This window comes from Brevundimonas sp. UBA7664 (genome assembly GCF_002483305.1).
GTDB lineage: Bacteria > Pseudomonadota > Alphaproteobacteria > Caulobacterales > Caulobacteraceae > Brevundimonas.
The window spans coordinates 19035-40904 of record NZ_DLHQ01000025.1; the positions used below are offsets into that span (position 1 = coordinate 19035).

25 protein-coding genes are annotated in these 21870 nt (G+C 68.6%); 12 read left to right on the plus strand and 13 right to left on the minus strand.

The window, feature by feature from the left end:
* The first annotated feature begins 122 nt into the window (after positions 1 to 122).
* The 5 genes from B2742_RS05190 to rimM all read left to right on the plus strand — a co-directional run bounded on the left by B2742_RS05190 (position 123) and on the right by rimM (position 5541).
* Entirely contained in the window at positions 123 to 2297 is a 2175-nt protein-coding gene (locus tag B2742_RS05190; RefSeq protein WP_292063764.1) for a M3 family metallopeptidase, read from the plus strand.
* A 47-nt stretch (positions 2298 to 2344) separates the two neighbouring features.
* A complete protein-coding gene (locus B2742_RS05195) occupies positions 2345 to 2527 on the plus strand; it encodes a hypothetical protein (RefSeq protein ID WP_292063766.1) in 183 nt (60 codons plus the stop codon).
* Between the two features lie 206 nt (positions 2528 to 2733).
* Positions 2734 to 4257, plus strand: coding sequence for a signal recognition particle protein (ffh, locus tag B2742_RS05200; RefSeq protein ID WP_292063769.1), 1524 nt, complete (start codon positions 2734 to 2736; stop codon positions 4255 to 4257).
* Positions 4258 to 4282: 25 nt separating this feature from the next.
* Positions 4283 to 4876 (plus strand): 30S ribosomal protein S16, encoded by a 594-nt coding sequence (gene rpsP / locus B2742_RS05205; protein WP_292063772.1) that lies wholly within the window; start codon positions 4283 to 4285, stop codon positions 4874 to 4876.
* 137 nt (positions 4877 to 5013) lie between these two features.
* A complete protein-coding gene (rimM, locus tag B2742_RS05210; RefSeq protein WP_292063774.1) occupies positions 5014 to 5541 on the plus strand; it encodes a ribosome maturation factor RimM in 528 nt (175 codons plus the stop codon).
* A gap of 3 nt (positions 5542 to 5544) precedes the next feature.
* Here the strand turns inward: rimM and B2742_RS05215 are convergent, their stop codons facing one another.
* From B2742_RS05215 to B2742_RS05240, 6 genes are all read right to left on the minus strand, one after another.
* Complete coding sequence (locus tag B2742_RS05215) at positions 5545 to 5724, minus strand: YegP family protein (RefSeq protein ID WP_292063776.1); 180 nt, start codon at positions 5722 to 5724, stop codon at positions 5545 to 5547.
* 111 nt (positions 5725 to 5835) lie between these two features.
* Positions 5836 to 6633: an enoyl-ACP reductase FabI gene (locus B2742_RS05220; RefSeq protein WP_292064005.1), complete on the minus strand. Its 798-nt coding sequence runs from the start codon at positions 6631 to 6633 to the stop codon at positions 5836 to 5838.
* Between the two features lie 83 nt (positions 6634 to 6716).
* Positions 6717 to 7904, minus strand: coding sequence for a cation:proton antiporter (locus tag B2742_RS05225; protein ID WP_292063778.1), 1188 nt, complete (start codon positions 7902 to 7904; stop codon positions 6717 to 6719).
* 107 nt (positions 7905 to 8011) lie between these two features.
* Positions 8012 to 9241 (minus strand): beta-ketoacyl-ACP synthase I, encoded by a 1230-nt coding sequence (gene fabB / locus B2742_RS05230; RefSeq protein ID WP_292063780.1) that lies wholly within the window; start codon positions 9239 to 9241, stop codon positions 8012 to 8014.
* 59 nt (positions 9242 to 9300) lie between these two features.
* A complete protein-coding gene (gene fabA / locus B2742_RS05235; protein WP_292063782.1) occupies positions 9301 to 9831 on the minus strand; it encodes a 3-hydroxyacyl-[acyl-carrier-protein] dehydratase FabA in 531 nt (176 codons plus the stop codon).
* A gap of 86 nt (positions 9832 to 9917) precedes the next feature.
* Positions 9918 to 10484, minus strand: coding sequence for an SH3 domain-containing protein (locus tag B2742_RS05240; RefSeq protein WP_292063784.1), 567 nt, complete (start codon positions 10482 to 10484; stop codon positions 9918 to 9920).
* 21 nt (positions 10485 to 10505) lie between these two features.
* Here B2742_RS05240 and B2742_RS05245 point away from each other — a divergent pair, with 21 nt between their 5' ends.
* A complete protein-coding gene (locus tag B2742_RS05245) occupies positions 10506 to 11492 on the plus strand; it encodes a 2-hydroxyacid dehydrogenase (protein ID WP_292063786.1) in 987 nt (328 codons plus the stop codon).
* A 64-nt stretch (positions 11493 to 11556) separates the two neighbouring features.
* Positions 11557 to 13569 carry an alpha/beta hydrolase family protein gene (locus tag B2742_RS05250; RefSeq protein WP_292063788.1) on the plus strand — a complete coding sequence of 671 codons (2013 nt, stop codon included), beginning with the start codon at positions 11557 to 11559 and terminating at the stop codon, positions 13567 to 13569.
* 12 nt (positions 13570 to 13581) lie between these two features.
* Here B2742_RS05250 and B2742_RS05255 read toward each other — a convergent pair whose 3' ends face one another.
* Both B2742_RS05255 and B2742_RS05260 read right to left on the minus strand, forming a co-directional pair.
* Positions 13582 to 14316 (minus strand): HesA/MoeB/ThiF family protein, encoded by a 735-nt coding sequence (locus tag B2742_RS05255; protein WP_292063791.1) that lies wholly within the window; start codon positions 14314 to 14316, stop codon positions 13582 to 13584.
* Between the two features lie 39 nt (positions 14317 to 14355).
* A complete protein-coding gene (locus tag B2742_RS05260; protein WP_292063793.1) occupies positions 14356 to 14745 on the minus strand; it encodes a BLUF domain-containing protein in 390 nt (129 codons plus the stop codon).
* A gap of 142 nt (positions 14746 to 14887) precedes the next feature.
* Between B2742_RS05260 and hslV the strand changes: the two genes are divergently transcribed.
* The 5 genes from hslV (at position 14888) to mmcB (ending at position 18394) form a co-directional block, all read left to right on the plus strand.
* Positions 14888 to 15445 carry an ATP-dependent protease subunit HslV gene (gene hslV / locus B2742_RS05265; RefSeq protein WP_292063795.1) on the plus strand — a complete coding sequence of 186 codons (558 nt, stop codon included), beginning with the start codon at positions 14888 to 14890 and terminating at the stop codon, positions 15443 to 15445.
* 42 nt (positions 15446 to 15487) lie between these two features.
* The gene (locus B2742_RS05270; RefSeq protein ID WP_292063797.1) at positions 15488 to 15895 is read left to right on the plus strand and encodes a GxxExxY protein; all 408 of its coding nucleotides are present in this window, start codon (positions 15488 to 15490) and stop codon (positions 15893 to 15895) included.
* 87 nt (positions 15896 to 15982) lie between these two features.
* Positions 15983 to 17281 carry an ATP-dependent protease ATPase subunit HslU gene (gene hslU, locus B2742_RS05275; RefSeq protein WP_292063798.1) on the plus strand — a complete coding sequence of 433 codons (1299 nt, stop codon included), beginning with the start codon at positions 15983 to 15985 and terminating at the stop codon, positions 17279 to 17281.
* Positions 17282 to 17342: 61 nt separating this feature from the next.
* Positions 17343 to 17867 (plus strand): lipocalin family protein, encoded by a 525-nt coding sequence (locus B2742_RS05280; protein ID WP_292063799.1) that lies wholly within the window; start codon positions 17343 to 17345, stop codon positions 17865 to 17867.
* A 68-nt stretch (positions 17868 to 17935) separates the two neighbouring features.
* Positions 17936 to 18394, plus strand: a complete 459-nt coding sequence (gene mmcB, locus B2742_RS05285; protein WP_292063802.1) for a DNA repair putative endonuclease MmcB — start codon at positions 17936 to 17938, stop codon at positions 18392 to 18394.
* Here the strand turns inward: mmcB and B2742_RS05290 are convergent.
* The 5 genes from B2742_RS05290 to rph form a co-directional block, all read right to left on the minus strand.
* Positions 18379 to 18849 carry a COG3650 family protein gene (locus B2742_RS05290; RefSeq protein WP_292063803.1) on the minus strand — a complete coding sequence of 157 codons (471 nt, stop codon included), beginning with the start codon at positions 18847 to 18849 and terminating at the stop codon, positions 18379 to 18381. The two genes, mmcB and B2742_RS05290, sit on opposite strands and share 16 nt — an antisense overlap.
* Positions 18850 to 18921: 72 nt before the next feature.
* Complete coding sequence (locus B2742_RS05295; protein WP_292063806.1) at positions 18922 to 19446, minus strand: CHAP domain-containing protein; 525 nt, start codon at positions 19444 to 19446, stop codon at positions 18922 to 18924.
* A gap of 37 nt (positions 19447 to 19483) precedes the next feature.
* Positions 19484 to 20626: an acyltransferase family protein gene (locus B2742_RS05300; RefSeq protein WP_292063808.1), complete on the minus strand. Its 1143-nt coding sequence runs from the start codon at positions 20624 to 20626 to the stop codon at positions 19484 to 19486.
* A 57-nt stretch (positions 20627 to 20683) separates the two neighbouring features.
* Positions 20684 to 21058 (minus strand): hypothetical protein, encoded by a 375-nt coding sequence (locus tag B2742_RS05305; protein WP_292063810.1) that lies wholly within the window; start codon positions 21056 to 21058, stop codon positions 20684 to 20686.
* A gap of 76 nt (positions 21059 to 21134) precedes the next feature.
* Complete coding sequence (rph, locus tag B2742_RS05310) at positions 21135 to 21860, minus strand: ribonuclease PH (protein ID WP_292063812.1); 726 nt, start codon at positions 21858 to 21860, stop codon at positions 21135 to 21137.
* Between the last annotated feature and the right edge of the window lie 10 nt (positions 21861 to 21870).

Genomic DNA, 21870 nt, shown 5'->3' on the forward strand with positions numbered 1-21870 from the left:
CGCGGGCTTTAGACGCCGGGCCGGGTCCCGTCCACCGACGAAGATTACGACCCGTTCATGTGACAGTCAGGGCGCGAGGGGCCAAGGTTCGCCCGAACCCACCCACGGACGGAGTCCCTCTCATGCACAGACGCCAGCTTCTCGTCGCCGGAGGCAGTTTGCTCGCCCTGTCGGCCTGCGCCTCGAACGGGATGTCGATGGGCGGCGGAACCCCGGCCGCGACCCTGGCGGCGGATGCGGCCACGGCCCGGGCCCTGTTGCCGGTGCAGACGCCGCGGGCGGAGCTGCTGCAGGTCTGGACCGGTCCGTACGAAGGCGTGCCGCCGTGGGATCGCGTCACCCCGGCCAAATTGAAAGAGGCGCTACTGGAAGGCATCGAGCTGCGCCGCGCGGAATACGCCGCGATTGCGAACAATCCCGAGCCACCCACCTTCGCCAACACCCTGGTGGCGCAACAGATGGCGGGCCAGCCGCTGCAACGAGCCAGCGCCCTGTATGGCGTGATGACCAGTAATATCGGCTCGCCCGACTATCAGGCGGTCGACCGCGAGGTTTCGCCGCTGCTGTCGGCGGCGGGCGACGAGATCACCTTCAACGAACGCCTGTTCGCCCGGGTCAAGGCCGTCGCAGACGGCGCTGCCGCCGCGGGCCTGACGGCCGAACAGACCCGCCTGGCCGAACGGTCGCGCGACGCCTTCATCCGCAACGGCGCGGCGCTGAACGCGACGCAGAAGGCCGAACTGGGCCGGATCAACACGGCGCTGTCGAACGCCTTCACGCGCTTCGGCCAGAAGGTGGTCGCCGACGAGAACGCCTGGACGGTGATTTCCAGCGAGGCCGGGGTCGCCGGCCTGCCGGCCTCGAACAAGGCCGCCGCCGCGGGTGCGGCGCGCTCGCGCAACGTCGAGGGATGGGCCATCGTCAACACCCGCTCCAGCGTCGACCCCTTCCTGAGCTTCGCCGACGACCGGGCCCTGCGCGAGCAGGTCTGGCGCAAATTCGTCAACCGCGGCGACAACGGCGACGCCAACGACACCAATGCCACCATCGCCGAGATCGTCGCCTTGCGGGCCGAGCGGGCGCGGTTGCTGGGCTTCGCCAACCACGCCGAATGGCGGATGCAGGACACCATGGCCAAGACCCCGGCCGCGGCCATGGATCTGATGAACCGGGTCTGGGCCCCGGCCAGGGCCCGGGTGGTCGAAGAGGTGGCCGACATGCGCGCCATCGCCGGTCACGAGATCGAGCCGTGGGACTATCTCTATTATGCGGAGAAGGTCCGGAAGCAGAAATACGACCTCGATCAGAATGAGCTGAAACCGTATTTCGAGCTCAGCAACGTCAAGCGCGGCGCCTTCCACATGGCGGGCCGGCTCTATGGCTTCGAGTTCACCCCGCTGGCGCGCGGGACCGTCCCGGTCTTCCATCCGGACGTCGAGGTGTTCGCGGTCTCCAACAAGGCCGACGGCAGCCCGGTCGGCCTGTTCTACTCCGACGACTTCTCACGCGCCGGCAAGCGCTCGGGCGCCTGGGCCACCAGCTACCGCAGCTATTCGACCTATGACGGCGTCAAGAACGTGCTGTCGTCGAACAACAACAACTTCACCAAGGCCGAGGGCGGGGAGCCGATCCTGATCTCGCTCGACGACGCCCAGACCCTGTTCCACGAGTTCGGCCACGCCCTGCATTCGCTGTCGGCGGCCTATACCTATCCGTCGCTGGGCGGGACGCCGCGGGACTATGTCGAGTACCCGTCGCAGGTGCATGAGCACTGGGTGCTGAGCCGGCCGATCCTCGACGGCTTCATGAAGCATGTGGAGACCGGCCAGCCGATGCCGCAGTCGCTGGTCGACAAGATCGAGGCGTCGAACACCTTCAACCAGGGCTATGACACCGTCAGCTATCTGTCCTCGGCCCTGGTCGACATGGACCTGCACACCCGGGCGACGCCGCCGACCGACATCGACGCCTTCGAGCGCGAGAGCCTGGCGCGCTACGGCATGCCGAAGGAGATCGTGATGCGGCACCGCCTGCCGCAGTTCAATCACCTGTTCACCTCGGATTCCTATTCGGCCGGGTACTACAGCTACCTCTGGTCCGAGGTCATGGACGCCGACACCTGGGCCTATTTCGAGGAGTCGGGCGACGTCTTCAATCCGGACATTGCGGCCCGCTACAAGGCCATCATCCTGGCCGAGGGCAACACCACCGACCGGGCCGAAGCCTACCGCCGCTTCCGCGGCCGCGACCCGGACGTGACGGCGCTGCTCAAGGTGCGGGGTTTCCCGGTCTCCTAGGGCCCGATAGCTTTCCCCGGCGCTGGTTCAGCGTCGGGGAGAAGGACGTGCGGTTGCTCGTCGAGGACGGCTGGTTCTTCATGAAGGACACAAAGGACACGAAGGACACGACGGGAGCGGTGTCGCGGCGCGACCGCGCCATTCCTTTCATCGACAACAAGGCGCTTCGCGCGGAAGGCGGGGCTCCGGCCTCTTCGTGCTCTTTGCGGATTCCTTTGTGTCCTTCGTGATGAACCAGCTCTCGAGGTCCCAGCCTTGCCTCCGCCCGTCTTTTCCGCCATAAGCCGCCGCTTCCGACGCAAGTGAACCTCGCGTCTCCACCTGCACGACCCCGGTTTCGACCGGACGAGGCAGGCGAGAACCCTCCGCCGACGTGATCGTCGCCGGAGGCCATTTCGCTATGGAGACCGTCTCACCCGTCGCAACGAGGTTGTGAATGTTCGAGGCTCTGAACGAGCGGCTGACAGGCGTCTTCGACCGGATCACCGGGCGCGGCGCCCTGTCCGAAAAGGACGTCTCCGAGGCGATGCGCGAAGTCCGCGTGGCGCTGCTCGAGGCCGACGTCGCCCTGCCCGTCGTCAAGGACTTCATCGCCTTCGCCACCGAGCGTGCCACGGGCGAGGACGTCATCCGCTCGGTCAAGCCGGCCGATCAGGTGGTCAAGATCGTCTATGACGGTCTGGTCGAGATGCTCGGCGGCGATGAGCCGACCCCGATCAATCTGAACGCCACCCCGCCCGCCGTCATCCTGATGGCCGGCCTGCAGGGCTCGGGCAAGACGACGACCTCGGCCAAGCTGGCCCTGCGTCTCACGAAATTCGATCGCAAGAAGGTCATGATGGCCTCGCTGGACACGCGTCGTCCGGCGGCCATGGAGCAGCTGCAGACCCTCGGCAAACAGATCGAGGTCGCGGTCCTGCCGATCGTGGCCGGCGAGTCGCCGATCCAGATCACCAAACGCGCGCTGCAGTCGGCGAAACTCCAGGGCTTCGACGTCCTGATCCTCGACACCGCCGGCCGGATCACGCTGGACGAGGCCCTGATGGCCGAGGTGGCCGAGGTCGCCGCCGTCTCCAAGCCCGTCGAGACCCTGCTGGTCGCCGACAGCCTGACCGGTCAGGACGCCGTCCGCACCGCCAAGGCCTTCCACGACCGCCTGCCGCTGACCGGCCTCGTTCTGACCCGCGCCGACGGCGACGGGCGCGGCGGGGCCATGCTGTCGATGCGCGCCGTCACCGGCCTGCCGATCAAATACATCGGCGCGGGCGAGAAGGTCGACGCGCTGGAAGTGTTCGACGCCCGCCGCGTCGCCGGCCGCATCCTGGGTCAGGGGGACATCGTCGCCCTGGTCGAGAAGGCGTCGCAGGAGCTGGACCAGTCCAAGGCCGAGGCCATGGCCCGCAAACTGGCCAAGGGACAGTTCGACCTCAACGACCTCGCCGGCCAGCTGCAGCAGATGAAGCGGATGGGCGGTCTGCAGGGCATCATGGGCATGCTGCCCGGCGTGGCCAAGATGAAGAACCAGATGGCCGAGAGCGGCGTCGACGATCGGATGATCGCCCGCCAGGAAGCCATCATCTCCTCGATGACCAAGGCCGAGCGCAAGAAGCCCGACCTGCTCAACGCCAGCCGCAAGAAGCGCGTCGCCAAAGGCGCCGGCGTCGAGGTCCAGGACATCAACCGCCTGCTTAAACAGCACCGCCAGATGGCCGACATGGTCAAGTCCATGTCGCGCGGCGGCGGCAAGGGCATGAAGCAGATGGCCGCCATGATGGGCGGCCTCGGCGGCGGCATGGGCGGCGGCCCCGACATGGCCCGCCTCAAGGCGATGGGGGGCGGCCGCATGCCCGAACCCAGCGCCGACGAATTGAAAGCCCTTCAGGACCGCATGGCGGGTCTGGGCGGCGGACAACTCCCTGGGGGCCTTCCGGGCCTGCCGGGCTTTCCTCCCAAGAAATAATCCGACCTAAAGAAAGAGACTGAAAATGCTGAAGATTCGTCTGGCCCGCGGCGGCGCCAAGAAGCGCCCCTACTATTACATCGTCGTTGCCGACAGCCACTCCCCGCGCGATGGCAAATTCATCGAGCGCGTCGGCAGCTACAACCCGATGCTGCCGCGCGACGGCGAGCAGAAGCGCGTCACCCTGAAGACCGACCGGATCGCCGAATGGCTCGGCAAGGGCGCCCAGCCCACCGACCGCGTCGCCCGCTTCCTGAGCCAGGACGAAGCCCTGGCCGGCAAGGTCAAGTGGACCCAGTCGAACAACCCGAAGAAGGCCGAGCCGGGCAAGAAGGCCCAGGAGCGCGCCGCCGAGCGCGCCCAGCGCGAAGCCGACCGCGCCGAGGCCGAAGCCGCCGCCAAGATCGAGGCCGCTGAAGCCGCCGTCCGCGCCAAGGAAGAAGCGGCCGCCGCCGCTGAAGCCGCCAAGAACGCGCCGCCGGCTCCCGAGCCCGAAGCCGCCGCTGAAGAAGCCCCCGCCGCTGAAGCTGAAGCCGTGACGGAAGAGGCTCCGGCCGAAGCCGCCGCCGAAGAAGCCCCGGCCGCCGAAGCGACCGAAGAAGAAAAGACCGAGGCCTAAGGGCTTCGGGGCCCGCTCCGGCGGGACGCAGACGATCGGAAAGCAGCGTCCGGACCACCGGGCGCTGCTTTTCATTTATAGGGGTGCGCTACCGCGCTTCGCGCTACTGGAGCGCAGGATCCTGGAACGAGGCGGCGATGACGACCGACAGCAAACTCATCCTCGTCGGCCAGGTCGCCGGCGGGTTCGGGGTCAAGGGCGAGGTGCGGGTGACCGCATGGACGGCCGAACCGAAGACCCTGCTGACCTACGGCGTCCTGCTGCGCGCCGACGGCTCGACCGGCCTGACCCTGACCTCCGGCCGGGCGGAGAAGTCCGCCGTCGTCGGCCGGGCCAAGGAGATCGCCACCAAGGAAGAGGCTGACGCCCTGCGCGGGCTGAAGCTGTACATCCCGCGCGACAAGCTGCCGGAACCCGAGGAGGACGAATTCTACCTCACCGATCTGGTCGGGCTGGAAGCCCGCGATCCCGACGGCCTCATCCTCGGGACGGTGAAGTCCGTGCAGAATTTCGGCGCCGACGACATGCTGGAGATCGCCCCCGCGACCGGCGGCCCGACCTGGTATCTGCCGTTCACGAAGGACGCCGTGCCCGACCTGCACATCGCCGACGGCTGGCTGCTGGCGGTGAAACCGACCGAGATCGGCGAGCGCGAGCCGGACTGAGCCTCAGTCGGTCGTGTCGTCGACCGGGGCGTCCGGCCCGTTCTTCTTGATCGACTCGATGGCGCTCTTCGCCGAGGCCTTGGACGCATAGCCCTCGGTCGAGAACATCACTTCCGAATTGTATTTGAAGCGGACGCGGAACTCGCCCGCCTTGTCCTTGTAGATTTCGAACTTGTGGGCCACGCGACCTCTCCTGTCAGGGGAACGGCCAAGCTGGCACAGCCGTACCGGCGGTCAACCACGGAAACGTCCCTTTTCCGGGAAAGACGGGGGTTCGCCGGGCGCCGGAGGCCCTCAGGCTTCCTCGTCGGCCGCCATGCCCATCATGTGGAAGCCGGCGTCGACGTGGATGACCTCGCCCGTGGTCGAGAAGCCGAGGTCCGAGCACAGCCACAGGGCGGCGCCGGCGACGCCCTCCATCGAGGTGTCCTCCTTCATCGCCGACATGGCCCGGCCCTGGCTGATCATGCCGCGGCCGCCCGAGATGCCGGCCAGCGACAGGGTGCGCATGGCCCCGGCCGAGATGGCGTTGCAGCGGATGCCCCTGGGGCCCAGGTCGCGGGCGATGTAGCGGGTCGCCGCCTCCAGCGCCGCCTTGGCCACGCCCATGGTGTTGTAGTTCGGGATGGCCCGCTCCGAGCCGAGATAGGTCATGGTCACCAGCGAGCCGCCATTGGGCATCAGTTTCGACGCCCGTTTGGCCACGTCGACGAAGCTGAAGGCCGAGATGTTCATGGCCAGCAGGAAGCTGTCGCGGCTGGTGTTGTCGACGAAGCTGCCCTTGAGCTCGTCCTTGTTGGCGAAGGCCACGGAGTGGACCACGAAATCGATCGTGCCGAAGGCCTTTTCCAGCTCGGCGAAGGCCTGGTCCATCGAGGCGTCGTCGGTGACGTCGGCCTGGATCAGCAGCTTGGCGCCGACGCTCTCGGCCAGCGGACGCACGCGGCGCTCCAGGCCCTCGCCGAGATAGGTGAAGGCCAGTTCGGCGCCCTGGGCCGCCAGCTGGGAAGCGATCCCCCAGGCGATGGAGTTCGAGTTGGCGACTCCCATGATCAGGCCCTTCTTGCCCTTCATGAGTTCACCGGTGGGCATGTTCCAGCCGCTCTCGCTCGCCATCTTCTGTCTCCGTGCTTTGAACGCCGAGGGTTAGCAGCGCCCGGCTTTGGGGGGAAGCGTCAGCCGGCCTCCGCCTCGCGCCGGCGGGCCAGCCGCTGAAGCAGGGGCGCGGCGGTGACGCCGTGGACGAGGATCGACACCAGGATGATGAAGCCGACGATGGCCCAGAGCCGCTCGCTGTCGCCGAAATCGCCGTGGTTGAGGCCGTAGGCGACATAATAGACCGAGCCGACGCCGCGGATGCCGAGGAAGGAAAGCAACAGCCGCTCCCGCATCGGCTGGCCCGATCCGGTCATGGCGATCATCCCGGCGACCGGTCGCACCAAAAACACCACCGCCAGGCCGATCAGGGCGTCGATCCAGGTCAGGCTGGCCAGCAGACCGTTGGCCAGGGCGCCGCCGAACAGGACCAGCAGCAGCATCATCAGCAGGCGTTCGATCTGGTCGGAGAAGTCGTGCATCTCCTGATGGATCTCGTGATCGCGCTCGGCGGCGCGGATCGTCAGGGCGCAGACGAAGACGGCGAGAAAGCCATAGCCATGCGCAAGCTCGGCGGCCGCATAGGCGACCAGGGTGGCGGCGAGGGCGACCAGACCGTCGCCGAACCGGGTCCCGCCGCCGCGGAAGATCAGTCTGGCAAAGCCAAAACCGCACAGGACGCCGACCCCGACGCCTGCCAGCAGCTTCCAGCCGACCTTGATGGTGAACCAGTCCGTCAGGCCCCCGGCTGCGGCGAGTCCGCCTGCCGCGGCCAGTATGGCCAGATGGACGAACGGGAAGGCGAGGGCGTCGTTGAGCCCGGCTTCGGAGGTCAGGCCGAAGCGCACCTCGTCCTCGTCGCCTGACTTGGGCGGGCCGACCTGGACATCGGCGGCGAGCACAGGGTCCGTGGGCGCCATGGCGGCTCCCAGCAGCATCGACATGGCCAGGCTGAAGCCGAGGCCGGCGATGCCCAGCCAGGCCACGGCGAAAATGGTCAGGGGCATGGCTATGGCCAGCAGACGCCAGGTCGAGGCCCACCGCCGCCAGCCCAATGGCCGGTCGAGCTTCAGCCCCGCGCCCATCAGGCTGATGATGACCACCAGTTCGGTCAGCCGTTCGGTCGCCGTGTCCCAGGTCCGCGGGTCCGGATTGAACGACAGCAGGCCGGTGCTGAACACCAGCACGCCGACGGCGACGCACAGGATGGCGAGGGTCAGCGGCAGGCGCTTCAGCCCCACCGGCGCCCAGGCGACCAGCAGGACCACGGCGCCGAGGCCGAGCAGGAACAGGATGTAGGGGTCGAGGGTCAGAGGCGCTCCATCCGGTTGGGCAGGACCATCCTAGCGCGCCGGGAGCCGGTTGGCTCCCGGGCTCAGACCTTCGACAGGATCAGCGTCCCGTTGGTGCCGCCGAAGCCGAAGCTGTTGGACATGACGTGCTTCAGCTCGCCGTCGTGGCGCTCGCGCAGGATCGGCATGCCCTCGAACTCGGGGTCGAGGGTTTCGATGTGGGCGCTTTCGGCGGCGAAGCCGTGCTTCATCATCAGCAGGCAGTAGATCGCCTCCTGCGCCCCGGCCGCGCCGAGCGAATGGCCGGTCAGCGACTTGGTCGAGGAAATCATCGGCATGGCATCGCCGAAGACGTTGCGGACCGCCCCCATTTCCTTGGAATCGCCCACCGGCGTCGAGGTGCCGTGCGGGTTGAGGTAGTCGATCTTCGGGTTGCCGGCCATTTCGAGCGCGATCTTCATGCAGCGCTCGGCGCCCTCGCCGGAGGGGGCGACCATGTCATAGCCGTCGGAATTGGCGCCGTAGCCGGTGACCTCGGCATAGATGGTCGCGCCGCGCGCCACGGCCCGCTCATACTCTTCCAGCACCACGATGCCGGCGCCGCCGGCGATGACGAAGCCGTCGCGGTCCTTGTCATAGGCCCGGCTGGCGACCGAGGGGGTTTCGTTGAAGTTGGACGACATGGCGCCCATGGCGTCGAACATGTTGGACATGGACCAGTCGATGTCCTCGACGCCGCCGGCGAAGACCACGTCCTGCTTGCCCCAGGCGATCTGTTCGGCGGCCGCGCCGATGCAGTGGGCGCTGGTCGCGCAGGCCGAGGAGATCGAATAGTTGATCCCCTTGAGCTGGAACCAAGTGGCCAGCACGGCGGAGGGGCCCGAGGCCATGGCCTTGGGCACGGCGAACGGGCCGATGCGCTTGGGCGAGCCCTTTTCGATCGTGGTGGCCGCGGCCTGGAGGATGATCTGGGTCGAGGGGCCGCCCTCGCCGACGATCAGGCCGATACGCTCGGACTGGATCTCCTCGGCGGTCATGCCGGAATCCTTCAGCGCCTCCTCGAAGGCGATGTGGCCCCAGGCCGTGCCGTTGGCGAGGAAGCGGGCGGCGCGGCGGTCCACGTGCGGCGCCCAGTCCTCGGCCGTCACACCCAGCGCCGGCGGGGCCCAGACCTGCGAGCGGAAGCCGTGTTGGATGTGATCCGGCGCGGCGACGACGCCCGAACGGGCCTCGCGCAGCGAGACCGAAACCTCATCCTGGCCGGTGCCGATGGAGGAGACGATGCCCAGACCGGTGACGACGACACGCCGCATGATGGTTTCCTTCTTGATGCCGAGTTCGCCGCGTTGACCGCGGTCTGTAACGAGGGTGATCAGCCGCCGACGGGTTCGGTCGCGCCGAACAGACCGACGCGCATGTCGGTCGCCGTATAGATGGGGACGCCGTCGGCTTCGAGAACCCCGTCGGCGATGCCCATGACCAGGCGACGGTTGATGACGCGTTTCAGGTCGATCTTGTAGACCACCTTCTTGATGTCGGGCGTCACCTGGCCGGTGAATTTGACCTCGCCGACGCCGAGCGCCCGGCCCTTGCCGGGGCCGCCGATCCAGCCGAGGTAGAAGCCGACCAGCTGCCACATGGCGTCGAGGCCGAGGCAGCCGGGCATCACCGGGTCGCCGATGAAGTGGCACTGGAAGAACCAGAGGTCCGGATGGATATCCAGCTCGGCCTCGATATAGCCCTTGCCGTGGGCGCCGCCGTCCGCGTTGATGGTGACGATCCGGTCGAGCATCAGCATGGGCGGAGCCGGCAGGCGGGCATTGCCGTTGCCGAACAGCTCGCCCCGGCCCGAGGCGAGCAGGGCCTCGTAGTCGAACGACGACGGATATTGCGACTGGCTCAAGGGAACTCTCCAGCGGGTGTTGCGGCCGGGTTACACGACGGGAACCGACGGCTCAACTTTTTAGCGGTGGGACCGGCCAGCGGGGATCAGCGTCCGCGGCCCGCCGGGCGGGCGGCGCTGCACAGGGCCCGATCCTGGCCGCCGAAGACTTCGCTCTGGCGCACGAAGCCCCGCATCCGGCGCACCCGCACCTCGCACCAGCCGTCCTCGCAGTCTTCCATGGCCACCACCGAATGCGGCGTCAGCCGGGCCCGCAGGGCGGCGCTGGCTGACGGGCCGGAGCGGATCGGAATCTCGGCGTCCGAGGCGTTGAAGGCGCTGCGACGGCTGGACACGACGCTGCGGTGGACCCAGGCGACGCCGCCCTCGGGATCGCAGATCTTGCGCCATTCCGTGGTCTCGGCGACCACCTGCACCGGCAGGCCGGAGACGCGGTACTCCCACAGGATACGGTAGTCGAGGCCGGGGCCGGACCGGGCCCGGACCTCATCGGACTTGAGCGACAGCCAGCGCGGCACGGGCTGGCCGCTGGGCGTGGGCCGGCCGTCGGGCATGACCTGGCCGGCGCCGCCGAGGACCCCGGCGCCGAAAACCGCCGCGATGACAGCCAGCCTTTGGAGGCGGGAGCGAGCTTTGCTAGACACCGTCTGCATCCGTGTAATCCAAGGCTTCGAATGTCAGCGCCCCGGCTTAAGGTCGTATTAACCAGACGACTGCCGGACGCGGTCGAGACGCGCATGCGCGAGCTGTTCGACGCCGAGCTGAACCTGACCGATGCGCCGATGGATCGCGCCGCGCTGGAGGCGGCGGTGCGGCGCGCCGACGTGCTGGTGCCGACCATCACCGACGCCATCGACGCCGCCCTGATCGCCGCGGCCGGCGACCAGTTGAAGATGATCGCCAATTTCGGCGCCGGGGTGGACCACATCGACGTCGACGCCGCCGTGGGCCGGGGTCTGATCGTCACCAATACGCCCGGCGTCCTCACCGAGGACACGGCCGACCTCGCCATGGGCCTGATCCTTGCTGTCAGCCGCCGCATCGTCGAGGGCGCCCAGGTCGTGGCCGAGGGCCGGTTCGAGGGCTGGACCCCGACCTGGATGACCGGACGCAAGCTGTGGGGCAAGCGCCTGGGCATCGTCGGCATGGGCCGGATCGGCCAGGCGCTGGCCCGGCGCGCGAAGGCGTTCGGGATGCAGGTCCACTATCACAACCGCAAACCCGTGCCGGCCATGATCGCCGAGGAGCTGGGGGCGACATACTGGGACGACCTCGACCAGATGCTGGCGCGGATGGACCTGATCTCGCTGAACTGTCCGGCGACGAAGGAGACCCACCACCTGCTGTCGGCGGAGCGGCTGGCCCGGCTTCAGCCCCACGCCATCCTGATCAACACCGCCCGCGGCGAACTGATCGACGAGGCGGCCCTGTCAGACGCCGTGGCGCGGCGTGCGATCGCCGGCGTGGGGCTGGACGTCTATGAGCACGAGCCCGCCATCCATCCCGGCCTGCTGGGCCATGCCCACGTCGTCCTGCTGCCCCATCTGGGCTCGGCGACGCTGGAGGCGCGGCAGGACATGGGCGACCGGGTCATCGTCAATATCCAGACCTACAGCAACGGCCACCGACCGCCGGACCGGGTCATCCCGGCGATGCTGTGAAAATGGCGGGGTTGACGAAGGCGAACCCGGACGCGGACAATGCAATCTCAGGGGGAGTATTTCCATGAAAACGATAGTGCGGGCGACCGGGGTGGCGATCGCCGCCCTTCTGATCGGGCTGGGGACCGCCGTCGCGGCCCAGACGCCGACCGCGGCCCAGTTCGCCGAAGGCTCCCTTGTCGGTCAGGCGCGGCTTTCGCCGACAGGACGGTATATGGCCTTCGTCGTCCGGCGTGGCGACACCTCGGGCCTTCAGGTCCGGGATCTCGAAACGGGTGAGACGAAGGCGCTTGTCGCCAGCACGGCCGGCGAGGAGTTCGGCGGCACCTATATCGATTGGGTGGTGTGGAAGACGGAAGACCGCCTGATCGTCGGCCTGTCGAATCTGGAAGTCGGCCGGACGGGCGGCCGCGGCACCGGCGACATCCATACAGTGCGCTACGGACGCACGATCCACTCACTGGCCCGGGACGGCGAGTCCCAGATCAATCTCGAGGCGCCCCGTGCGCGGCGCGGCGATCCCGGCGAATTCCTTGCCCTTCTGCCCGCCGATCCCGAAAACATCCTGATGACGTTCCAGGATTCGAACGGCGGTCTCGATGTGGCCCGCGTGAACGTCCTGACCGGCGACTCAGAGATCATCGTCGACGGCGACCGCCGCATCCAGAGCTACACCACTGACCGGACCGGCAAGGTGGTCGCGCGGACGGCCATGCGCGGGGTCATGGGCAATGTCGTGGTCATGGAGGCCCTCGGCGAGGATGGCCGGTGGACCGAGATGTTCCGCCTGCGCAAGGACCAGATCCGGGAAATGCCGGACTATGCCTTCATGGGACCGACCGAGCGGCCCAACGAGGCCTATGTCGGCGTGTCCTCGGATGTGCTGGGCGGCGACCTCACGACGGGCGTGCACGTCTATGACTTCTCCACCCGGACTCTTGGACCGGTGCTTTGGCGCAACGACCGCTATGACGTCTCGGCGATCGTGGTGGAAGCGGCCACCTCGCGTCTGCTCGGCGGCTGCTATGTCGAGGACGTGTTCCGCTGCGACTATGTCGACCCCGAACGCAACGCCACGATGCAGGACATCCGGGCCGCGATCGGGCCCCAGTACAATATCTCCGTCGTCTCCCAGGCGCGCGAGGGAACGCGCTGGCTGATCGAGGCCTCGGGCGCGGGCGACCCGGGCCGGTATTTCCTGTTCGACACCGCCGAGCACAGCCTGACCCCCTTCACCCGCCGCTTCCGCCTCTCGACCGAGGCGCTGGCGCAGACCGAACGGGTGGAATGGCAGGCGGAAGACGGCCAGGCCCTGTTCGGCTACCTGACCCGGCCCGCCGGGTCCCAGGGCGCCGCCGCGCCGCTGATCGTCATGCCGCACGGCGGTCCCGAGACGCGGGATTCCCTGACCTGGGACACCTGGGTCCAGTTCCTCGCCAGCCGGGGCTATCAGGTGTTCCAGCCCAATTTCCGCGGCTCGTCCGGCCTCGGCCACGCCTTCGCGAAAGCCGGCTACGGGCAGTGGGGCCTGCGCATGCAGGACGACGTCACTTCCGGCGTCAACCACCTCGTCTCGGGCGGCCTGGTCAATCCCGAGCGGGTCTGCATCGTCGGCGCCAGCTATGGCGGTTACGCCGCCCTTCAGTCGGGCGCGACCCAGCCGGACCTCTACCGTTGTGTGATCGCCATTTCCGGCGTCAGCGACCTGATGGCCATGATGCGATGGGTCCGGGAGGAGTACGGAGCGGATTCCGACACCTATGAGTACTGGCTCGAATCGATCGGCAACCCGGGCGCCGATCGCGAACGCCTCGAAGCGGCGTCGCCGATCCGGCATGTCGCCGACTGGCGCCCGCCGACCCTGCTCATTCACGGCGACAGGGACCGGGTCGTGCCGAGCGAACATTCCGAACGCATGGACCGGGCCCTGAGAGGCGCCGGCAAGAACGTCCGGTACATCGAACTCGAGAACCAGGGCCACAGCGGCTGGACCTCCACGATCGAGGTCCAGGTGATGGAAGAGATGGAGCGCTTCCTGGCCGAGCACCTGCCGGTCACGGAAACCCCGGCGCCCTAGGGCGGACCGGGCTCAGCCGCAGACGGGGCAGGCTGGATCGGCCGCGACGGCGATGGTCCGGGCGGTCCCGGCCAGGCCGTCGTAGATCAGCAGCCGGCCCGCCAGCGGCGCGCCGGCCCCGACGATCAGCTTGATCGCTTCCAGCGCCGCCATCGCCCCGACCACGCCCGCAAGGGCCCCGATGACGCCGACCCGGGCGCAGGTGTCGGCGTCGGGCGGAGCGTCCGGCACCAGACAGCGGTAGCAGGGCCGGCCGGTGAAGACGCCCACCTGCCCGCTCCAGCGGCCCAGCGCCCCGGACACCAGCGGCGCGCCCGCCGCGACGCAGGCCGCGTTGACGGCGAACCGGCTGGCGAAATCGTCCGTGCCGTCGATCACCACGTCGCAGCCGGCGAGCAGGCGTGAGACGTTCGCCGCTCCAAGACGCTCCGCGACCGCCTCGACGGCGACATGGGGATTGAGCGCCGTCAGGGTCGCGGCCCCGGCCTCGACCTTCGGGCGGCCCACGTCGGCGCCGCTGAAGGCGATCTGGCGCTGCAGATTGGACAGGGCGACGCTGTCGTCGTCGATCAGGCGCAGCGTCCCGACACCGGCCGCGGCCAGATACAGGGCCGCCGGGGCCCCAACCCCGCCCAGGCCGACCAGACCCACGCGCGCGGCCCTGAGCCGTTGCTGTCCGGGTCCGCCGACCTCGGCCAGCACCAGATGGCGGGCGTAGCGCTCGATTTCATCGTCGGAAAAGGTCACCGCCCCAGTTAAGGCGTGTGCGCCGCAACGTCCACGCCGTCAGGCGGCCTTGCGGAGGTCCAGCAGGGCCTCGGCCTCGTTGGCGGTCATGCGCGAGATGCACGGCAGGCCGATCCGCTGCAGCAGGCTGGCGGGATCACCGCACAGGCACATCGGCTCTTCCAGACGGCGTTGGGGAATGGGCATGTCGGACAGCACCCGCAGGCCGGTGTGGCGCGGATCGGCGATGATACGGCGCATCAGCCGGTCCAGATCGGCGCGTTCGCCCTCCAGGGCCTGGAGAATATGGCCCTGATGGAACATCAGGCAGCCGGACACGCGGTCGCGCCGGTTGTTGCGGTCCGAGACGCCGAGAATATGGGCGATCGACAGGGTGGAAACGCCGGTCGCGCCAACGGCTTCGCTGGCGTATATAACGCGATGAAGCACGACGCTTCCCTCATATATCGAATTGTGGGGTACAGTTCACCTATGTAACGCGTTACATTGGTCCAAATATGGCTAACAGCGGCCGTTGTAATTCTGTTGCTTTCCGCTTGCCGCGCCGCATTTCGGTCGCCATCTGAAACGGATGATGAACGCGAACCCCAACTTCCCGGACTGGCACGGCACCACCATTCTGGCGGTGCGCAAGAACGGCCGGACCGTCATCGCCGGCGACGGCCAGGTCTCCATGGGGCCGACCATCGTCAAGGGCGCCGCGCGCAAGGTGCGGGTGCTGGCGGGCGGCAAGGTGCTGGCCGGCTTCGCCGGGGCGACCGCCGACGCCTTCACCCTGATCGAGCGGCTCGAGGCCAAGCTGGAGCAGTATCCCGACCAGTTGGCCCGGGCCTGCGTCGACCTGGCCAAGGACTGGCGCACCGACCGCTACCTGCGCCGGCTCGAAGCCATGCTGCTGGTCGCGGACAAGAGCTCGATCTTCACCGTCACCGGCGTCGGCGACGTGCTGGAGCCGGAACACGGGGTGGCCGCGGTCGGCTCGGGCGGCAATTTCGCCCTCTCGGCGGCGCGCGCCCTGATCGAGCATACCGACATGGACGCCGAGACCATCGCCCGCCGCGCCATGGAGATCGCGGCGGAGATCTGTGTCTATACGAACGGCAACCTGACGGTTGAGACGCTGGACTAAAAACCTCCGCCGCCGGTCGGTTCATCACGAAGAACACCAAGGATGCACGAAGGGCACGAAGAGACCGAGCCGCTGCCGGCGGCCACCGAGCGGGTCGGCAGCGCCGTCCTGAACGCGGCTTTCGCGGTGCACATGGCGCTGGGTCCGGGACTGCTGGAGTCCGTCTACGAAGCCTGTCTTGCTGAAGAGCTTCAGCAGGCCGGACTGTCGGTCGAGCGTCAGGCCGGCGTACCGGTCACTTACGGCGAAGTTCGAATGGATGTCGGCTATCGGCTCGATCTTCTGGTCGAGCGGGCTGTGGTGGTGGAGATCAAATCGATCGACGCCCTTGCGTCGATCCATACGGCCCAGGTCCTGACCTATCTGCGCTTCTCCGGCGTGCGCTTGGGTTACCTGATCAACTTCAACACCGTCATGCTCAAAAACGGCCTGCGGCGCCTCGTGCGCTGACCCCTTCGTGTCCTTTGTGACCTTCTTCGTGTCCTTCGTGATGAACCAGCCCTCCCCAAGGCCAGGGCGCCGCCCCATCTGCATCCCATGACCGACCTCTCCCCCCGCGAAATCGTCTCCGAACTCGACCGCTTCATCGTCGGCCAGGACGACGCCAAGCGCGCCGTGGCCGTGGCCCTGCGCAATCGCTGGCGGCGCAAGCGCGTGCCCGATGACCTGCGCGACGAGGTCACGCCCAAGAACATCCTGATGATCGGNNCCGGCGTGGGCAAGACCGAGATCGCCCGGCGGCTGGCCAAACTGGCCGGCGCGCCCTTCCTCAAGATCGAGGCGACCAAATTCACCGAGGTCGGCTATGTCGGCCGCGACGTCGATTTCATCATGCGCGACCTGGTCGAGGCGGCGCTGGTCATGGTCCGCGACAAGCGCCGGATCGGAGTCAAGGCCAAGGCCGAGGCGGCGGCCGAGGAGCGGATCCTCGACGCCCTGGTCGGGCCGGGCTCCCAGCCGGCCACGCGCGACAGCTTCCGCAAGAAGCTGCGGGCCGGCGAGCTGGACGACAAGGAGATCGAGCTCCAGCTGGCCGACACGGCCTCGCCCATGCAGGGGCTGGACCTGCCGGGCGGGGGCAATGTCGGCATGATCAATCTGTCCGAGATGCTCGGCAAGCTGGGCGGCGGGCGGACGAAGACGGCCAAGCTGGCGGTGCGCGACGCCGTGGCCCCCCTCATCAACGAGGAGAGCGACAAGCTGCTGGATCAGGAAAGCCTGACCACCGAGGCCCTGCTGCTCGCAGAGAACGAGGGCATCGTCTTCATCGACGAGATCGACAAGGTCGCGGGCCGCTCGGATCGCACCGGCGGCGATGTCAGCCGCGAGGGCGTGCAGCGCGACCTGCTGCCCCTGATCGAGGGCACGACGGTCTCGACCAAGTACGGGCCGGTGAAGTCGGACCATGTGCTGTTCATCGCCTCCGGGGCCTTCCATGTGGCCAAGCCGTCGGACCTGCTGCCCGAACTGCAGGGCCGACTGCCGATCCGGGTCGAGCTGAAGGCCCTGACGCGCGATGATTTCGTGCGCATCCTGACCGAGCCCGAGGCCAATCTGATCCGCCAGAACCAGGCCCTGCTGGCCACCGAGGACGTGACCCTGACCTTCACCCCCGACGCGGTCGAGGCCCTCGCCGACGCCGCCGTGGCCGCCAACAGCGCGGTCGAGAACATCGGCGCGCGCCGGCTGGTGACGGTGCTGGAGCGGGTGCTGGAGGAGACCAGTTTCAAGGCCTCGGACCTGTCCGGCCAGACCGTCGCCTTCGACGGCGAGCGGGTGCGCGACCTGGTCGCCGAACTGGCCCGCGACGCGGATTTGAGCCGGTTTATCCTCTAGAGTGGCAACCCTGCGGGCGGTTCAGCCGTATCTTGGTCGACGCCGAGCCGAAGGACGCCCCATGACCCTGATCCGAGCCGCCCTGATCGCCGCCGCCGCGACGGCGGTCGCCGCCCCCGCCGCCGCCCAGTCACGCAATGTGGCGCTGGACCAGTTCGACGGCCGCTGGTTCGAGATCGCGCGCAGTCCCAATGACGCCCAGAAGGACTGCCGCCGGGCCCAGATCGACTTCAATCCGCAGAACCGGCCGCACCGCTATTCCATCGTCGTCACCTGCACCCGACGCGCCGACGGCGGAGTCGAGACCCTGCGCGCCAATGCCCGGGTGACCGACACCGAGACCAACGCCCGCTTCCGTTTCACCCTGACGGGCCTGCTGGGCGTGGGCGGCCTGGCGGGGCAGAACTACTGGGTCTGGGACCATGCGCCCGACTACAGCTGGGCCATCATGGCCCTGCCGAACAAATCCGACTGGTGGGTCTGGCACCGCAGCCAGAGCCCGTCGGAAGCGGAGCGAGCCCGGCTGGTCGCCCGCGCCCGCGCCCTCGGCATGGACACCGGCTCCGTGGTGCATACCGGGCGGTAGGCGCCGAGCTGACGACCGACCCGCTGTTCCGGCTTGAAATCGGAACATATGCCGAACATAAAGACGGCATGGCCGCCGCCCTGCTCCAGATCGACCTTGTCTTCAGCCGGCCGCAGACGACGCTGGCGGTGACGCGCGGCGCGGGGCGGCTGATGGTCGACCTCGGCTACGCCCCCCTGCTGGAAGTCTGCCTGCCCAACGGTCGCCGCGCCGACGTCATGGCCCTGGGGCCGCGCGGCGACATCGTCATCTGCGAGGTCAAGTCGGGGGTCGAGGACTATCGCGTCGACCGCAAATGGGGCGAGTACGGGCCGTTCTGCGACGCCTTCTATTTCGCCGTGGCGCCCGAGTTTCCCCACGACATCCTGCCGGATGAGCCCGGCCTGATCGTCGCCGACGGCTTCGGCGGGGCGGTGGTGCGCGACGCGCCCCTGACGCCCCTGGCGCCGGCGCGGCGCAAGGCGCTGACCGTGGCCTTCGCCCGGCTGGGGGCGATGCGCACCCTGCGGGATCAGGCGGCGGGCTGAGCCGTTTCGACCACCGGCCCGCTTTCGCCGGTCGACATGATGGCGGCGGATGAGGCGGCGCAGCCGGTCAGCTCGCGTTCGCCGACCTTGACCATGGCGGTCAGCGGATAGGTCCGGTCGCTCATGCCGTCGGAGCATTCGGTGGCGACCAGGGTGACGCGGAGGGCGGTCCCGTCCGCCGTCTCGGCCTCCCAGGTCGCCGTCGTGCCCTGGACGAGCGGGCCGGGCTGGGGTGCGCGCAGTTCGGGCGATTCGGGGGTCGTATAGACCATCTCGGTCCCGGTCAGTTCGACGCCCCAGAACGGCTCGGTGCCGAGGGCCCGGACCGGCCGGGCCAGGTCGACCCCCGCGAGCACCGGCGCGGGCTCGGGCGCGGGCGGCGGCGACGCCGGTTCATCGGCCGGCGAACAGGCGGCGAGGGCGAGGACGGCGAGGGCGGCGAATACAGGGCGCATGGGGGACTCCGGGGTTGGCGGCAGAAAGCGCGGCCAGCGCCCGCGGGTCAAGTCCGGACCAGAAGCCGGCGGTCAGGGCTGGCCGGTGGCGTCCGGCGCCGAGGCCATGAGCATGCCGTCGGACGGCAACGCCGGGGCTTTGTAGATGAAGCCGTAGGTCGGATAGACCGAGGTGCCGAGATCATTGATCGGATTGTACCAGACCTTGACCGCGGTCCAGTCGCCGTCGTGCGAGACGTCGACGACCGTGACGTTTTCCTCGACCCGGCCGCGGCTGCCGCCCCAGTTGGCGTGGGTCACGCGGATGACCCGGTCGGTCAGGATTTCCGAAACGACGGCGACATGGCCGCGGGTCATCCGGCCGCTGGGCTGGAAGGCGAGGACCGAGCCGGTTTCCGGACGTTCGCCCGTGCGGAACCTGCCCTGGGCCTGACGCCACCAGGTCAGGGCGTCGCCGAAGATGTTGATGCCCGAGAACATGCGGGCGAAGGTCACGCACTGCCAGTAGGGCTCATCGGCCTTCGCGGCGGGGGCATAACCCAGCGCGGAAAATCCGAGGGTCGCCGCAACCGCGGCGGCTGTGAGCCGTTTCATCATGCTGGCGTGGGTCCCGACCTGTTTCAGTGCGCTAGCCTTAGACGATAGTTTCCGAGGGTTGAAGCACCCTTTCGGGCGAGTCCGTGCGCGCTTTCGCCGCGCCGGCCCGCGCCGCGCGCCGGTCGGCAATCCCCCTCAGCGCCTTGCGGGCCGGGCGTTCAACGAGGTGATAGGTCAGCATGGCCGCGACCGGAATCGCCGCCACCAGCGCCAGCCACACGATGATGTGAAACCGCTTGTCGTCGGCGCCGGTCAGGCGGGCGGCGACATTGGTCAACAGCAGCAGCACCGGCGCGCAGACCATATAGATCGAATAGCTGATCTCGCCGAGATAGACGCCCGCCTTCGATCCGAGGACGCCCGCGCGGGCGTTGTCCAGCGCGCCGAGACCCAGGATCAGCCCGCCGGCGGCCAGCACCGTGATGGCGTCCCACAGTCCCAGCGAGGCGCTGACCATCATGACGGCGCCGCTGACCAGGGCGACCGGCCCCGCGAACGGGATCGGGCCGCGGCGATGGATGAGGTAGAGGGCGCAGCCGAGGGCGAAACACGGAACGATCCGCAGCGCGCCCCAGCGGAAGGTGGCCTCGGTCAGCGAATAGCCGGCCAGCGGCTGGAAGGCGGCGTAGAGGCCCAGGGCGAAGGCCGCAGCCAGCGCCGTCGCCAGCACCGGCCGGTTTCTCAGCCGCCAGGCGACGAAGGCGAAGGCGGGAAAGCTCAGATAGGCGAACCATTCCGCCGAGATCGACCATGAGGGATGATTGAAGGCCGAGCTGGTCGCCAGTCCCCAGGCGTGGGTGAGGGTCAGATGCGCCGGCAGGGACCGCCAGTCGGTCAGACTGCCGTCGATGCTCAGGCCGGCGACACCCGCGACGACCCCGAGGCCGATCATGCCGAACAGGGTGACCAGATGCAGCGGATAGACCCGCGCGATCCGGGCCCAGAGGAAGCCGCCGTAGCGGAACCGCTTCTCGCCGGCCGCCTCGAGATAGACGTGGCTGAGGATGAAGCCCGACAGGATGAAGAAGGTCTCGACGCCGAGATACCCCTTGGTCACCGCCACCGGGACGAAAGCGACATCCAGGTGCGGCCAGGCCGTGTAGAGCACCACCCACAGGGCGGCGAGGAAGCGCAGGGTGGTGAGCGCGCGCAGATCGGGCGGGGTCGGAACAGGCGTCATGGCCCGCAGGTTAGCCGCCCAGGGTACAGGAACCGTTAAACGGCGTCCGGTTCACCTTCAGGCAGCGCATTCCGCCGGTTTCGCCTCGCCCGGCGCATACATTTCGCAGGACCGGTCGATCTCGCCCTGGATCATCTCGCACGGGTTGGCGACGTTGCAGGGCGGGCGGGTGGCGGGGCTGACGGCGATACAGCGGTCGACCAACCGCTGCGCCGCCGCGGCGCCGACGTCGTTCAGGCATGAGACCGGAGCGCCGGCCGGCGTCATCGCCACGGCGGGATCGACCTCTTCCTGGGGCGGGGCGTCGGCGGGCATTTCCGGGGCCGGGGCCGGGGCCTCGGCGGCGGGAGCCTCCGCCGGCGTCGCGGCCGGTCTATCGCAGCCGGCGACCAGGGCGGTCACGGCCATGAGGGCGATTACGGTCCGGCGCATGGCGCGCTCCAGTCAGCCACGAAGGAACGGCAGGATAGGCACGGTTCGCTCCGCCGCGAAAGCGCCCGCGCGCGGCTCAACGCCCCAGCGCGGCCCGCTGCAGGGCGAACAGCTCAGTGCAGCCGCCCTCGGCCAGCTGAAACAGCCGGTCGAATTCGGCGCGCGAGAAGCCGCGCTTCTCGCCCGTGGCCTGGATCTCGACGATCGCGCCGGCCCCGGTCAGGACGAAGTTGGAATCCGCCTCGGCGGTGGAATCCTCCTCATAGTCGAGGTCCAGCACCGGCTGGTCGTTGCAGACGCCGCAGGACACGGCCGCGACCTGGTCGAGGATGGGATCGGTCTTCAGCACGCCCTCGGCCCGCAGATAGTCGAACGCCGAGGCCATGGCGACCCAGGCCCCGGTAATGGCCGCGGTGCGCGTCCCGCCGTCGGCCTGGATGACATCGCAGTCCAGCGACACCTGGCGTTCGCCCAGGGCCTTGAGGTCGACCACCGCGCGCAGCGAGCGGCCGATCAGCCGCTGGATTTCCTGGGTCCGGCCGCTCTGCTTGCCGGCGGCGGCCTCGCGCCGGCCGCGGGTGTGGGTGGCGCGGGGCAGCATGCCATACTCGGCCGTGACCCAGCCCTGGCCGGTGTTGCGCATCCAGCCCGGCACCTTTTCCTCCACCGAAGCCGTCACCAGCACCTTGGTATGGCCGAAGGTGACCAGGCAGGAGCCTTCGGCGTAGCGGTTGACGCCGGTCTCCAGCGTCACGATGCGGAGCTGGTCGGGGGTGCGGTCGGACGGGCGGGCGGTGGTCATTGATGGATTT